Consider the following 13854-nt stretch of genomic DNA (forward strand, 5'->3'; position numbering starts at 1 on the left):
TCAGGCTGCCCGCTCTGTTGCCGGGTTGAGAGCAGCGGAGGATGGAACCAGATCCTCAGCCTCGGCCACCGGGAAGCGATTGATGGCTTTCAAAGCCTGCCGGGCATGGCTGCGCAGCTGCTCGCTGATGGCCTCGCAATAGGGAACCTGGGCAAGCAGATCCACGGTACGGCGCATGATGCGCACCACATCGCCCTCGTCTAACGACGTATTGGCAATCAAATCGCTCCAGGTTGTTCCCCTTGCCCAGGCATCCACCAAGCCCATCAACTCTGGTTCCCACCAAGCTGGTACCACCACTCCTGCGCGTTCCTGGGCCCTCAGCAGCTCGCGACGTAAGCCAGATAAATCCTGAAGGGCCTCCTCTGCCGCAGCAGGCGGCGGAAAGCCACTCCAAAGGTCAGGGCGATTGACCTCCGTGCTGATCGCCTCAAACACCGCCGCCAGGTCAGGGGGTGAGAGGTCATCGAGATGACCACTCATCAGTGCCAGCCCAAGCCACAGCTCGTTGTCGCCCCGCAACGCGGCAACGGTGCGGCCAATCTCCGTGGGATCCAGCTCGTCGAGACATCCAAACTGTTGAAGGATGTCCATCAAGGCCAGGAAGGTCTCCCAGTGACGGTTGGCCCGTTGATGCAGCACCTGCTGACGTTCAGCGATCTCGAGTTCCAGATCCTCCATGCGGCGGCGGTGCTTCTTGAGCTGCTTGCGATCCCCCCAGCGATGGGCCGGATGCTGCTCCTGCTCCTGTTCGAGATCTCGGACCAGCCGGGCTTGGGTCAACACTTCCCCGGCCAAGTCGTATTGCGGGGTGGTCATGTCGTGGCGCCGGGCCATATGGGCTACCGCCAAGGCCAAACCACCACTGGCCTGATCGCCATGACGCAATTCTCCCGAGCGGGTCAACTCTGGTAACGCCAGCCCATCCACCTGAAGACAACTGAGCTCTGCATGGATGCTCACCACGGCCTGACAGGGGAGCAGGATCCAGACGTTGTCATCGGTCAGACAGAGCAGCAGCGGAAACTGACCCGGACCCTTCACCTTCTCGACAATCACCGCTGGTGCGACGCGCCCTCGTAGCTGTGGCGACTTCAAGCTGACCAAGGTGCCGGTGCTGGCGAACTGAAGGGCCATCGTCAGCTCGTTGGCCAGCGTTTCCTCAGCCTGTTGCTGGAGAATGCGAAGCAAGCGCCGCTCTTCACGGAGCCGCCCACGCATTTTCTCGTAGTCCTCAAAGTCTTCCCAGGGGATATCGCCAGCAACTCCCTCAAGCTGGCTGAGTTGCAGCCGCAGTTGCGAGAGATTGTCTTCGTCCTCCACGAGGTCGAGCCCCGCCAGGTAACGGCCAAAACTGCGTTCCACCAGCTCCCTGGCCTTCGCCAGGTCATGGCGCTGAAGCAGGTTGAGAACCATCCCGTAGCTGGGGGTGAACTGGCTCACCAAAGGGTCGGCAGGACTCGTCGCGAGTTGTCCGGCCTCACGCACGCCCTCGAAGCGGCTCTGAACCGTCACGACGTAACCCTGGGAATCGAGACCACGCCGTCCGGCACGACCGGCCATCTGCAGAAACTCACTGCCCATCAATGGGCGATGCCCGCGTTCGGTTCGCTTGGACATCGCAGCGATCACCGTGCTGCGTGCGGGCATGTTGATGCCGGCGGCCAAGGTCTCCGTCGCGAAGACCACTTTCACCAGCCCTTGCTGAAACAGCTCCTCAATCAACTCCTTCCAGGCGGGAAGAACACCAGCGTGGTGTGCTGCGATGCCCCGTAACAGGGCGTCGGCATGGATTCCATCCCGGACAGCCTCAGGGTTGTCGTCGCTATAGGCCGTCAAGCGAGCCTTGATCCGCGCCTGCTCCTCCTTGGTGACCAGACACTGCACACCAAGATCCCGAACCGACTTGTCACATCCACGTCGACTAAAGATGAAATAGATCGCCGGGAGCATCTGCCGCTCGGCCATCTGGGCCACAACAAAACTGATTGGTGGTGGTTCCGGTTGAGGCGGTCTCTGGGAGCGTCCCTTGCGCTTTTGCCCCTTGGGCGCTCGCCAGACCTTGCAGTTGGGATGCAGTCCGGTTCCAGCATCATTCAGCAAAGGGTGCAAACCCTTGGCGCTGCAGAAACTGAACTGAAGAGGCACCGGTCGGTGATCACTCATCACCAAGGTTGTCGGACCATGAACCTTTTCGATCCAGTCGGTCAGCTGGCCTGCATTCGCCACCGTGGCGGAGAGAGCCACGAGCTGCACCGGCGGGGGGCAGTGAATGATCGACTCTTCCCAGACCGTGCCGCGCTGGGAGTCATTCATGTAGTGGCACTCATCCAGCACCACAGCTTCCACATCAGCCAGGGGATCATCGTGCTCATCCGCCTCGGCGTAGAGCATGTTGCGGAAGATCTCCGTGGTCATCACCACGATGGATGCCTCGCGATTCATGCTGAGGTCACCGGTCATCAGCCCTACGTTCTCAACGCCGAACTGAGCACGGAAATCTCTCAATTTCTGATTGGACAGGGCCTTCAGTGGTGTGGTGTAAAAGACCTTCTGGCCGTGGGCCAGGGCGCGATGGATGGCGTATTCCCCGATCAGCGTCTTGCCAGATCCTGTGGGGGCACTCACCACAACCGAGTGCCCCTGATTGAGGGCATCCATGGCCTCAAGCTGGAAATCATCCAGCGGGAATGGAAAGATTTCTGAGGGATTCAGTGCTGCACTGCGATCGACATCGGGCTCTGATGAAGGCGTGGCCGGTGTCGATTGGTTCATCGAACAATCCTAAGGAGGCCTGCTGAGCCTTCCCTTCAGCTAAGCGATAAGCCAGGCCAATGCCATCAATTAGATGTGCCGACATCCTTTGACGGAAGCGACCTGGATCGTGAAAATAACAGGGAGAATGCTTCGAGCCTTGGTGAGCCCACCGGGGCTTTTTTTATGCCATGAAACCCAGCTTCAAAAGGGTGACAGAGGCACACCGCCGGTGCCATGACAGAGGGAATGAAACGCACCCTGCTGTGACCACCACCCAGCTCAGCAAGCCGCGGCCGGCTGAAGACACCCTGATTGATGCACTGCGTGGCTGCCGCGACGTCAAGGAGCTGAAGGCCCTCGAACAGCGCCTGGCCTCCAGCACCGATGCCCCACCGCTGTTCACCTGGATCTGTGATCTGCTCGTGGCACGACGCATCTCCCGCGGGCTCGCCGCCCGTCTGCTGTTCGAACTCCACGGTGGGGGCTTGACTTAAGACGACTAACGAAGGGAAGGAGTTGGCCGCCGCCTCCAGAGGGCGGCAAGAGCGCTGCCGATCAAACAGTGAATGACAGCGGAAATGGCGCCCGGTAACGCCGTGAGGGGACTGGCGAACCCTCCACTTCGAGCGAGCACTACCGCCAATCCCGAGTTCTGCATCCCCACCTCAATGCTGATGGTGCGCTGGGCCTGCACGGTTTGGCCCATCAGCCGCGGAATCAGCCAACCCAGCAAAAACCCGCCGCCATGCAATAGGAGGCAAGCCAGGATCAACACGGGGCCCTGTTGACGCAGCACCGCTGTCTGACTGCCGACGATGCTGGAGACGATCATCACGATGGACATCACTGCCAGAGGGGGCATCACCGGCTCAATCCGCTTGGCCACACCGGGAAGACCACGCTTGAGCACGACCCCGACGGTGACGGGCAGCAGCACCACCTGAAGCACAGTCAAGAACAGAGCCCAACCGTCCACCGGCACGTACTGACTGGCGAGAACCTGCGTGAGACGTGGAGTCAGCACAACAGCAGCCAGGGTGCTGATGGTTGTCATGACCACCGAAAGCGCCACATCACCGCGGCCGATCAGTGCCACCACATTGCTGGCGGTACCCCCCGGGCAACAGCCGACAAGAATCAAACCCACTGCAATAGGTGCGGGCAGATGCAGGGCCGCCGCAATGGCTGCTGCAAGGGCCGGCATCACCAGGAACTGCGCCAGCACCCCGAGCAGCATGGCGCGCGGCCTGCGACCAACGCGCAGGAAGTCTGCCGGCGTCAGCCCCACGCCCATGCCCAACATGATCACGCCCAGTCCAAGGGCAATCAGTGGCCCCCTGAACCAGACAAAGAGGGGTGGATGCACCAGGGCCAGAACAGCTCCCAGCAACGTCCAAAGCGGAAAAAGCAGAGTAAAACGCTCCCAGGTCATGACGATCAGAGGACTGCGGCCATCCTTGATCAGGGCGGGTTCCAAACTGTTGTGATGCGGGACCAGGCTTCTCCCATTCACCCGGCGCGCCGCCGTCGCCTGCGGAGCTGGGACTCCGGCCGGGAACCCTGGCAACTGCGAGATCCGTCTGGAACGCGCCAACTTCTCGATCTGGCCAGCAACGACTACCTCGGCCTCAGCCGGCATCCCACTGTCGTCGCGGCGGCGATGGAAGCCATGGCCTCCGATGGGGTCGGCGCCGGTGGCTCTCGACTCATCACAGGCACCCGACCACGTCATCTGGAGCTGGAGTCGGCCCTCGCCGCCTGGTTGGATCGGAATCGGGTGCTGCTATTCCCCAGTGGATTTCAAGCCAATATCGCCGCCGTAACAGCCCTGAGTGAACGGCACACCACCGTGTTGGTGGACCGGCTGATTCACCACTCGCTGCTGGCAGGCATCCGCACGAGTGGGGCACGGCTGCAACGATTTGCCCACAACGATCTTCAGGATCTCGACCAGCGTCTGCAGCGGCTGAAGCACGCAACGACAACACCTTTGGTCGTGACCGAAAGCCTGTTCAGCATGGAAGGCACCAGTCCCGACCTGAAAGGCATGGCCGACCTGTGTGCCCACCACGGTGCACATCTGCTGGTCGACGAAGCCCATGGCCTAGGCGTGCTGGGTCCAGAAGGCCGCGGGCTTTGCCATGGACTCCGACAGCCTGTGGCTTTGGTCAGCGGCACCTTTGGGAAAGCTTTCGGCAGCGGAGGCGCTTTTCTCGCAGGGGATCACAACACGATGGAACGGCTGCTTCAGACCAGTGGAGCCTTCCGTTACACCACGGCCCTGGCGCCACCACTGGTGGCTGGGGCCCAAGCCGCCCTGAACTTGATCCAGTCCAACCCGACCTGGGGATCCGAGCTGTGCCAACGGTCTGAATTCTGGAGAACAGCACTCATGAACCAGGGCTGGCCGCGCCCCCAAGGGAGCGGACCAGTTCTCCCCTTGCTGGTCGGTGGGGACCAAGACGCGCTCGACCTTCAGCAAGAGCTGGAGCAGGCCGGTCTGCTTTCGGTCGCGATCCGACCACCCACAGTGCCTGAAGGCACCGCCCGGTTGCGCCTGGTGCTGCGGCGGGACCTGCCGGAGGGCACATTGGAGCAACTGCTCGCAGCCCTCTGCGCTCGATGATGCAGATCCTGGCAATGCATGGTTGGGCAGGCCACGCCGGCGCGTGGTCCCACTGGCGAAAGCACTTCGAGCAGGGGGGGGCCATCTGGAACGTCGCCGAACGGGGCTATGGCAGTGAGAAGCCCATTCCACCGGCATGGACCACCTTCCCAACACGAAACGGCCCAACACGAAACGGCCCGGAACAAAACGTGCTGATCGCCCACTCCCTGGGGCTCCATCTGCTGCCAGCATCCGTCCTGGAGAAGGCATCGGCAGTGGTGCTGCTTGGCAGCTTCACCAGATTTGTGCCGGATGGGCGAGCAGGGCGCTCTATCGGGGCCGCTCTACAGGGAATGCAGGCAGCCCTGGGCACTGACCAGGAACTGCTGATGCTGGAACGATTCCTCGACAAAGCAGCTTCACCTCATGCCCTCAGCGCCCTGCCCCCCAACCCCCTGCTGCAGGGCCTGACGACACTGGGGCGCCAGCGTCTCCAGCAGGATCTGGACCTGCTGGCGGACTGCCGGACTCTGCCGACGGGGTGGCCAGACACCGTTCCTGTTCTGGTGGTGCAGGGCGAACGGGATGCAGTCGTGCCTGCAGAGTCAGCGCAACAGCTCATCGATGCGCTGGGGCATCAACCGCTGACCCTCCATCGCGACCCGACATGGGGTCACGCGCTGATCACGCCAAGGGTCTTCGTGGTGGTACAGCGATGGCTGGAGGGCCTGTGATTCGCTCCGACCAAGTTCTGGAGCGGTTCAGTCGCGCAGCACCGACCTACGCAACCGACGCCCTGCTGCAACGGGCAATGGCCTGGCGTCTCGCCCAACTCAGCCGACGCTGCGCGATCCCGCGCGGCCTTTGGGCTGATCTAGGCAGCGGTACCGGTCATCTCGCCGCGGCCCTGGAGGCCTTTCACCCCGGGCAGGAGGTGATACGCATCGATGGGAGTGCAGCCATGCTGAGAAGCCATCCCAGCGGGGCGCAGATCCTGCGGCATGACCTGAGCAGCGGACTGCCGGACTTGCCAGTACCACCTCAACTGCTGGCCTCCAGCTTTGTTCTTCATTGGTTGCCGGATCCGGCGCAGCAACTTCGGACCTGGGTGGATGGGCTAGCGGACCAAGGCTGGCTGGCCCTAGCGGTGCCGATTGATGGCAGTTTTCCGCAATGGCAGCAGGCCGCCCAAAAAGCCAGTCAGAACTGCACCGCCTTGACCATGCCAGTGCGGGATCAACTGATGGAGGCCCTCCCCGATGGCGTGGTGCAACTGGAACAGTGCCTGAGCTTCACCCAGCACGCCGCCAATCCGCTGAAGCTGCTGCGACCCATGAGCAACGTTGGCGCTTCGGCAACCAACGCTGGCCAACTCACCCCAGGTCAGTGGAAGGCCGTCTTCCAGGCTTGGCCCCAATCCGATCAGTCGCCACAGTTCGCCCTGACCTGGAAGATGTTGATCCTGATGGTGAAGCGATGAACAGCAGCTTCAGTCGACTGGTGGTTTGCGGAACGGACACGGACGTTGGCAAAACCGTGGTGAGTGCATGGATGGTGCAGGGACTTGAAGCCAGCTATTGGAAACCGGTACAGAGCGGTCTTGAGGGCGGTGGTGACCGGGAACGGGTGCGCCAGCTCTTGGACCTCCCTCCGGAACGGATGCTGCCCGAGGCCTATGCCTTCCAAGAGCCGGTCTCCCCCCACTGGGCCGCCGAACTGGACGCAACTGTTCTCGACCCGGCCCAACTCCAGATTCCCAACCATCGGGGGGCCCTGGTGGTGGAGACAGCTGGAGGCCTGATGGTCCCCCTCACCCGCAGCTGGCTCCAGATCGATCAACTGGTGCAGTGGCAGTTGCCGATCGTGCTGGTCGCCCGGAGTGGGCTTGGAACCCTTAATCACACCCTGCTCAGCCTGGAAGCATTGCGAAAACGCAATCTCACGGTGCTGGGACTGATCCTGAACGGCCCTCTGCATCAGGACAACCCCGGCACCCTCGAACAGTTCGGTGATGTTCCGGTGCTAGCGCAACTCCAACCGCAAGCCTCACTCTCAGCAACAGTTCTGGAGCGGCTTTGGCATGAGCAGGATCTCAGCACTAAATTTCAACAGGTGCTGAACCGAACTTCCCTGTGACTTCACGTCAAACCCTGGCGACTCTGGCTGTTTCAGCACTGTGCGTGGGCATTCTGGTGCTGTTCACCGATATCGAAGTGCAGCTCGTGCGCTGGGTGAACTGCAGCGCCATCGCCACAGAGGCAGAAAAGAACAGTGATGTGTGCCGTTGAGGGATCAGCCCAGGGATTTTGAACCCGTGGGGCAGGTACCTAACCGCATCGCTGCATGGCGTACTGCGATCCGCAGGGGCCAGCCCTGACGGAGTTCCGCCTGAATTATCTCCAGCTGGGAAGACGACCAGCCCCGCAGCTCAAGATCACTGCGGATCGATTGCCAGTCGCCCTCCGGAAGGACAAGGCGTCGCGTCATAGGGCCACGCACTGCTGCCCCCTCAGGCCTGCTTGGGACGGCAAAACGCTTGGACTGACGACGGGTGCGTGTGGCAGCCATCCAGGGCATCAGTAACAGCTCCAGATCCAATATGGCAAAAGCTACAGCTGCTGCCATGGGGCCAATACGACATCCAAATCTTTGGCCCCCCTTCACGCAGATGGCCAAGGCAGCCAGCTCTCAACGGGTGGTCTCTGGGGACGGTGCCCTGCTGATCCGCGAGGAAGGAGAGCCCCTGATCGATGCCATCAGCAGCTGGTGGGTCACCCTGCATGGCCATGCCCATCCGGAGTTGGCCAAAGCGATCGCCGATCAGGCCGCCTGCCTCGAGCAGGTGATCTTTGCCGACTTCACCCACGAGCCCGCGGAGCAACTAGCGGTGCGACTGAGCGGAATCTGCGGTCTACAACGCCTGTTTTTTTCCGACAACGGGTCAACCGCGGTGGAAGTGGCCCTCAAGATCGCTTGCCAGTGGTGGGCCAACCGGGGACAACCTCGCCATCAGATCGTCGCCTTCGACGGGGCGTACCACGGAGACACCTTCGGAGCGATGGCCGTTGGTGAACGCAACCTGTTCAGCGCGCCCTTCGAAGACAAGCTCTTTCCCGTCGCCCGTGTTCCCTGGCCAGCTACCTGGTGGGACGACGACGACGTGGAGGCCAAGGAATCGGCGGCGCTGGAGGTGCTCGAACGCGTGCTGGAGACGCCGACAGCGGCAGTAATTCTCGAGCCTCTGCTTCAGGGAGCCGGCGGAATGGCCATGGTGCGGCCTGAATTTCTGCGGCAGGTGGAAGCACGAACCCGCCAGGCAGGATCGCTGCTGATTGCCGACGAGGTGCTGACCGGCTTCGGACGCTGTGGCGACTGGTTCGCAAGCAGGCGGGCGGGCATCCGGCCAGATCTGATGGCCCTTTCCAAAGGGTTGACGGGTGGATGCCTGCCGATGGGCGTCACCATGGCCAGTGAAGAGGTGTTCGAAGCCTTCGTCGGTGAAGACCCCTGCTTGACCCTCTGGCACGGCCACAGCTTCACCGCCAATCCACTGGGATGCGCCGCGGCCAACGCCAGCCTCGACCTGCTGGAGCGCAACCCCGCTGCATTTCAACAGTTCGAAGAACGGCATCGACCGCACCTAGAGCAGCTGGCACGGCATCCGCGGGTGCAGCACCCTCGATTGACGGGGACTGTCGCCGGCTTCGATCTCGTCGTGGATGGGACCTCCGGCTACCTCAACCCGGCGGGTCCGAAATTGAAGCGACTGGCCATGGAAAACGGAGTCTTCCTGAGACCCCTGGGCCAGGTGGTCTATCTGCTGCCACCGCTCTGCATCAGCGATGCCCAGCTGGAACGGTGCTACGCGGTCATCGCGATGGCCCTTGATCAGCTCTGAGCTCTTTTGGCCTCAAGGACCCGCCTGAATCGCCGCTTCGACATCGGCTCGGGAGAGGCCGTAAGGCAGAGAACACTGCACCATCGCTTCCAGCGAACCGGGGTGCCAAATCACTTTGAGATCCTCCCGCTCAAGCAGCAGCAGGGCCCTCCATTCAGAACGCTCAAGCATCCACTGGCAGGGGTTGTCATCCATGCGAATCGCACCCATCTGATGAAGCCAGGCCTCAAGCGCCCGGAGAGAGTGCTGATTCAGCGGGGTGCTCTCCGGGGGCAGGGCGGCCATCAGTCAGCGAACGCACGGTTGTTCTTTGAGTCTGCTCATCCGCCAACCAGCTGGGTGACACCTGCCAGTCGCGCCCCTGCGCAAGAGCTACCCCCAACCCCAGCACCAGGCTGAGCAACAGAGCAATGCTCAACAACAATAAGGAAAACCATTCACCGCCAGACAGAGGTCGACGTTGACCGATGCCCTGCCAGGCATCAGGGCGGGATTGGCTCTCCAGAGGCGGTGCCGTTGGCACTGCTGGTGAGTCCAGGTTGAGGGTTGATTGACTCTGGCGCAGCAACGCGTCGTAGGACTCCTTGAGCTGCTGGAACGCAATGCTGGCCTGCTCTGGCGGCAGTTGCGTCGTGTCGGGATGCAGGGCCTTGGATTGACGTCGAAAGGCCTGACGCAGGGTTTCAGCGTCGACCCCTGGGCGCACGCCAAGCCGTTCGTGATGGCTGAGGCGGGCTTCGGACACAGGGGACGGCCGGTCCTTCATCCTAAGAAGAGTTGTTGCTCCAGCCATGGCCGCCACCGCGCCTGAACCGGCGTACTGGGACGCACTGGGATGGCAGCCATCGCAAGCGCAGCGCGACCAGCTGGTCGCCCTTCAGGGCCTGCTGCAGAGCTGGAATCAAAAGGTCAACCTCACGCGCCTGGTTGATGGTGATGATTTCTGGGTGGGTCAGGTCTTTGACAGCCTCTGGCCGCTGACGGGAGAACTGCAATCACCGGAACAGCCGTTGCACTGGATTGATGTGGGCACCGGGGGTGGATTCCCCGGGCTGGCCATCGCCATTGCCCTGCCCAATGCACGGGTGACCCTTCTGGATTCAGTTGGGCGCAAGACAGCCGCCGTTGAAGCCATGGCCAACACCCTGGGGCTGGCTGATCGAGTGCGCGTCCGCACCGAGCGGATCGAGACCACCGGTCGCGACGGCACGTTCCGCGGCAGTTTCGATCGAGCCGTGGCCAGGGCCGTGGCGGCAGCCCCTGTGGTGGCCGAATACCTCGTGCCCCTGCTGAACACGGACGGGCAGGCCTTGCTCTATCGCGGCCAGTGGAATGACACCGATGTCGTGCCGTTCAACAAGGCCCTGCGCCTGCTGCAGGCCCGCCTGGTTGAGGTTCAGCACCGGCAGCTCCCCAACGATCGCGGCACACGCCATCTGTTGCGGGTACAACCGACCGGGCCCTGCCCCCGCAGCTACCCGAGGGCCGTGGGAACGCCGAGCCGTGAACCCCTTGGGACGTAAGCCGACCGTTCAGACGCTCGACAGTCGCATCTGGGATGCCCCTTTGAGCCTGTCCTTGAGGCTGAGCAGGATGTCGGGGATGCGCTCACGCCACGGACTCGCCTGCAGAACGGTTTGTAACTCCTGCGCACTGACCTCCCCATCAAAGGCATCGGCGTTGGCACCGGCGAACCAGTGCCCTCCCGAGCCCAGCAGCCGATAACGGGCCTTGGCATAACTCTCGAGATCCCAGGCTTCAAGCAGGTTGTACAGCCAAAGCAACACCGGCAAATTGATGTCCCCCGGCGTCGCATGCCAAGGCGGCAGCCCGACGAACCAGGTGGTCATCCAGTCACGACCCAGCGCGTCATCGGCCGCACGCCGCAGCCGCTGGTCCACCGGGGCAATCAAAGCCGTCGCATCCGGCAGCAATTGCAGCGCCTCCAGGTGAAGGTCAAGATCCTCTGGCCGTGAGGCTCCGACACTGATGGTGTGCACCCGCGGATCCTGCAAACAGAACAGATCATTGAACACGATGGGATGCAGTGGTGCACACAGCTCCAATAGCCGTTGGGACGGCGTGTGCAGATGGCCGCCTTTGTCCGTGGGACTGATGATGAACACCCCCATGTCCTGACGGCGGGCAGCATCCAGGGCTGGACTGTTGTCCTGACGGATGTAATACCAGTGCAGGTTCACATAGTCGAAGGCACCTGAAGCGCAGGCATCAGCGATCAACGCCGTGGGTCCATGGGTTGAAAAGCCCACATAGCCGATCCGTCCATCCGCCTGCCAGCGGCGCACCACCTCCATGCATCCCCCAGGCTGAAGGGTCTGGTCGAGATGCTCCGGCAGGTTGATGCCATGGATGGCCAGCAGATCCAGGCGATCACAACCCAGCCGCTCAAAGCTGAGCTCCAGTTCCGCCTCAAACGCGGCGGGATCTGGCCGGGGAGGCACCTTGCTCTGAAGCAGACGTGAAGGGTCGGGCGTACGCGGCAGGGCCCAACCAAGCTGACGCTCGGAACTGCCGTAGTGCCGCGCCGTTTCAACGTGATGAAAGCCCAGATCCACCGCTCGCTTCAGGGTCGTTTCGACCTGGGTCTGGGAAGCGGGAGTGATTTCGTCTGGGGGAAGGTCGGTCCAGCTCTGCTGAAACCGCATTCCACCCAGAGACAACAGGGGAATCTCGAGCTCCGTGCGGCCGAATCGACGGGTGGGCAGCGACATCAACCCTGAGGACGAGGTTGAAGATTCTGGCGAATCAGGTTCTGCTTCAGCGTTTCAAGCGACTCGAAGGGAACCCAGTGAATGCAATCAACGGGGCAGGTATCGATGGCCTCCTGGATGCATTCAGTGGAGTCACCGTCCTGTCGGATCGCTCTGGAGCGTCCTAGATGTGGCTCAACAACAAAAGTGTTGGAAGCCACGTGGGCGCAATAGCGACAGCCAATGCAGACGGCCTCGTCAACCCAGACAGCCTGGTCTCGCATATCTCCGCCGAGCAAGGGCTCGCGCCCTGTTGGTTGCTCCTGCGGCCGAGCGGGGGCTGAGAAGGCGTAAGAAGAAGGATCAGCCAGGTTTCAAGCGTCCCAGCGGGTCACCACGAGTTCAATCGAACCATCCTGTGCCTGGGTCTGTTCTGCGACCTGAAAACCTTCTTTTGAGGTGGCTGCCAAAACAGAGTTCAAGGCGTAGCGCTGGGTGAGCTTGGAAAGGAAGCGTTCCACAGGAATCTGTTGCTTCCAAAGATCTAGATCGGTCACCAGCTCGTAGGACTCAGATGCGCTGTTCCAGCGGAAGCCGATGTCGCCTCCCTCTTGCACTGCGATGGCCAGATCGGCCGTGACGGTCTGACCGCGATAGCCACGCACGGGACGTTCCCCCTGATCAGGGGCATAGCCCATATCTTCCAGGGCTTTGACCAGAGGCTCGAGCTGACGCAGTTCGGTCTTTACGGTGCTGAAATGCGACATCAGTTCGTATGAGCGGGAAGAATCTGGGACTGGACCTCAGGCTGCAGAAACGCTTCGGATGTGGACTCCTGACGTTCAACCGTTCCAAGTGCAGCTTCAACTTCTTCAGTGAGCTGCTGGCACGCCTCACCAGCAACCCCCTCGACCCGCTCTTCCACACGACCATCGGGCCGAATGGTGAAACGAATGGTCTTCTGGGGCATCGAAGCGGCGTGATTTGCGCAGCAATCTAGTGGGGGTCACCGCTGATTGTTGCCTTCCTCGTTACATAGCCCTGTTACAGGATGAATCCATCGTTGATCAACGTCTGCAGACGTTCCAGCACCAGCGGATCCTCCAGTTGTTCGAGAGCGGTTCTGGCCTCATCACGCACGGAAATCTCACCGTCGTGGAGCAGGGCACTGACCAGAGCTTCAACGATCTCGGCTTGCCGCGGTTGCACCAGCTGATCGATCAAACGGCCCAAGGCCCAAATGCAGTTGCTGCGCACCACCGCTTCGCTGTCGATGCGCAGGCTTACAAGCAGTTGCCCCGCAGCGGGGTCTGCCTTCACCGGTGAACGGCTGCCGGCCTCAGCTAACGAGCCTGGACACCACAGGCGAACAGCAGCGACATCCGTCTGCAAGGCACGGATGAGCGGATTGAGCACCGGCGCATCCGGAAAATTGCCCAGACTCCAAGCCGCGGCCTTACGGACGTAGGCATTGGCATCCATCTGCAGCAGCTGCAGCAGCGGTTCAACGGCCGGAGGCGATGGATTACGACCCAAGGCGTAGACCGCACTCATCCGCTCCACTGGACAGGAGTTCTGCAGCAGAGGCAGCAGCAAGGCGATCGCCCTGGGGTCGCGGTATTCGCAAAACACTTGCAAACCCTGCAAACGTTCTCCGTGTTTGCCCCGCAACCAGATCAGAGCCTGGTCACAGGCCCTGGCAATCTCCAGGGAGGAATCCTGATCGGTGTTGTCGAGCTGGATCGCATCAAGCGGATCCACGTCCTCTTCGGCCGCCAGCTCGCGCGCCAGAAGTTCAGGATCCACGGAAAGGTTGGAGAGCCCCTGGTCCTTCTGTTGGCTGCGATCGTCAGTCATGGATCGATGCTACGGGAGGCATT

18 protein-coding genes are annotated in these 13854 nt (G+C 61.8%); 8 read left to right on the forward strand and 10 right to left on the reverse strand.

Annotation, left to right across the window (positions count from 1 at the left end):
• Positions 1–2775 carry a DEAD/DEAH box helicase gene (locus NCN06_RS09975; protein WP_226398690.1) on the reverse strand — a complete coding sequence of 925 codons (2775 nt, stop codon included), beginning with the start codon at positions 2773–2775 and terminating at the stop codon, positions 1–3.
• Between the two features lie 245 nt (positions 2776–3020).
• Between NCN06_RS09975 and NCN06_RS09980 the strand changes: the two genes are divergently transcribed.
• Entirely contained in the window at positions 3021–3251 is a 231-nt protein-coding gene (locus tag NCN06_RS09980; RefSeq protein WP_226398689.1) for a hypothetical protein, read from the forward strand.
• Positions 3252–3256: 5 nt separating this feature from the next.
• Here NCN06_RS09980 and NCN06_RS09985 read toward each other — a convergent pair whose 3' ends face one another.
• Positions 3257–4189 carry a bile acid:sodium symporter family protein gene (locus NCN06_RS09985; protein WP_226398688.1) on the reverse strand — a complete coding sequence of 311 codons (933 nt, stop codon included), beginning with the start codon at positions 4187–4189 and terminating at the stop codon, positions 3257–3259.
• Positions 4190–4243: 54 nt separating this feature from the next.
• Here NCN06_RS09985 and NCN06_RS09990 point away from each other — a divergent pair, with 54 nt between their 5' ends.
• The 5 genes from NCN06_RS09990 to NCN06_RS10010 are packed head-to-tail and all read left to right on the forward strand — an operon-like array spanning position 4244 to position 7653.
• A complete protein-coding gene (locus NCN06_RS09990) occupies positions 4244–5383 on the forward strand; it encodes an aminotransferase class I/II-fold pyridoxal phosphate-dependent enzyme (RefSeq protein ID WP_226398687.1) in 1140 nt (379 codons plus the stop codon).
• Positions 5383–6099 carry a serine aminopeptidase domain-containing protein gene (locus tag NCN06_RS09995; RefSeq protein WP_226422294.1) on the forward strand — a complete coding sequence of 239 codons (717 nt, stop codon included), beginning with the start codon at positions 5383–5385 and terminating at the stop codon, positions 6097–6099. Before NCN06_RS09990 ends, NCN06_RS09995 begins: the two co-directional genes overlap by 1 nt.
• Entirely contained in the window at positions 6033–6845 is an 813-nt protein-coding gene (locus NCN06_RS10000) for a methyltransferase domain-containing protein (protein WP_250398894.1), read from the forward strand. The genes NCN06_RS09995 and NCN06_RS10000 overlap by 67 nt, the downstream gene beginning before the upstream one ends.
• Positions 6842–7501 carry a dethiobiotin synthase gene (gene bioD / locus NCN06_RS10005; protein WP_226398684.1) on the forward strand — a complete coding sequence of 220 codons (660 nt, stop codon included), beginning with the start codon at positions 6842–6844 and terminating at the stop codon, positions 7499–7501. Before NCN06_RS10000 ends, bioD begins: the two co-directional genes overlap by 4 nt.
• Entirely contained in the window at positions 7498–7653 is a 156-nt protein-coding gene (locus NCN06_RS10010) for a hypothetical protein (RefSeq protein WP_170951106.1), read from the forward strand. The genes bioD and NCN06_RS10010 overlap by 4 nt, the downstream gene beginning before the upstream one ends.
• Before the next feature lie 4 nt (positions 7654–7657).
• Here NCN06_RS10010 and NCN06_RS10015 read toward each other — a convergent pair whose 3' ends face one another.
• Positions 7658–7933, reverse strand: a complete 276-nt coding sequence (locus NCN06_RS10015; protein ID WP_250398895.1) for a hypothetical protein — start codon at positions 7931–7933, stop codon at positions 7658–7660.
• A 31-nt stretch (positions 7934–7964) separates the two neighbouring features.
• Here NCN06_RS10015 and bioA point away from each other — a divergent pair, with 31 nt between their 5' ends.
• A complete protein-coding gene (bioA, locus tag NCN06_RS10020) occupies positions 7965–9263 on the forward strand; it encodes an adenosylmethionine--8-amino-7-oxononanoate transaminase (RefSeq protein ID WP_226398682.1) in 1299 nt (432 codons plus the stop codon).
• A gap of 12 nt (positions 9264–9275) precedes the next feature.
• Here bioA and NCN06_RS10025 read toward each other — a convergent pair whose 3' ends face one another.
• Together NCN06_RS10025 and NCN06_RS10030 are read right to left on the reverse strand one after the other, a co-directional pair.
• Positions 9276–9473 (reverse strand): DUF3143 domain-containing protein, encoded by a 198-nt coding sequence (locus NCN06_RS10025; protein ID WP_350223191.1) that lies wholly within the window; start codon positions 9471–9473, stop codon positions 9276–9278.
• Between the two features lie 16 nt (positions 9474–9489).
• Positions 9490–10029, reverse strand: coding sequence for a J domain-containing protein (locus NCN06_RS10030; RefSeq protein ID WP_250398896.1), 540 nt, complete (start codon positions 10027–10029; stop codon positions 9490–9492).
• Between the two features lie 25 nt (positions 10030–10054).
• On the opposite strand from NCN06_RS10030, the gene rsmG reads away from it, so the two are divergent.
• Positions 10055–10786 carry a 16S rRNA (guanine(527)-N(7))-methyltransferase RsmG gene (gene rsmG / locus NCN06_RS10035; RefSeq protein WP_250398897.1) on the forward strand — a complete coding sequence of 244 codons (732 nt, stop codon included), beginning with the start codon at positions 10055–10057 and terminating at the stop codon, positions 10784–10786.
• A gap of 9 nt (positions 10787–10795) precedes the next feature.
• Here the strand turns inward: rsmG and NCN06_RS10040 are convergent, their stop codons facing one another.
• The 5 genes from NCN06_RS10040 to NCN06_RS10060 all read right to left on the reverse strand — a co-directional run bounded on the left by NCN06_RS10040 (position 10796) and on the right by NCN06_RS10060 (position 13831).
• Complete coding sequence (locus NCN06_RS10040; protein WP_250398898.1) at positions 10796–11995, reverse strand: aldo/keto reductase; 1200 nt, start codon at positions 11993–11995, stop codon at positions 10796–10798.
• Positions 11995–12345: a ferredoxin gene (locus tag NCN06_RS10045; protein WP_226398724.1), complete on the reverse strand. Its 351-nt coding sequence runs from the start codon at positions 12343–12345 to the stop codon at positions 11995–11997. Before NCN06_RS10045 ends, NCN06_RS10040 begins: the two co-directional genes overlap by 1 nt.
• 3 nt (positions 12346–12348) lie before the next feature.
• Entirely contained in the window at positions 12349–12741 is a 393-nt protein-coding gene (locus NCN06_RS10050) for a DUF1257 domain-containing protein (RefSeq protein WP_115093245.1), read from the reverse strand.
• Positions 12741–12944 (reverse strand): DUF2997 domain-containing protein, encoded by a 204-nt coding sequence (locus NCN06_RS10055; RefSeq protein WP_115022223.1) that lies wholly within the window; start codon positions 12942–12944, stop codon positions 12741–12743. Before NCN06_RS10055 ends, NCN06_RS10050 begins: the two co-directional genes overlap by 1 nt.
• A 74-nt stretch (positions 12945–13018) precedes the next feature.
• Complete coding sequence (locus tag NCN06_RS10060; RefSeq protein WP_115022225.1) at positions 13019–13831, reverse strand: HEAT repeat domain-containing protein; 813 nt, start codon at positions 13829–13831, stop codon at positions 13019–13021.
• Positions 13832–13854 lie beyond the last annotated feature (23 nt).

It is taken from the genome of Synechococcus sp. MU1648, from assembly GCF_023630615.1.
Taxonomy (GTDB): Bacteria; Cyanobacteriota; Cyanobacteriia; order PCC-6307; family Cyanobiaceae; genus Parasynechococcus.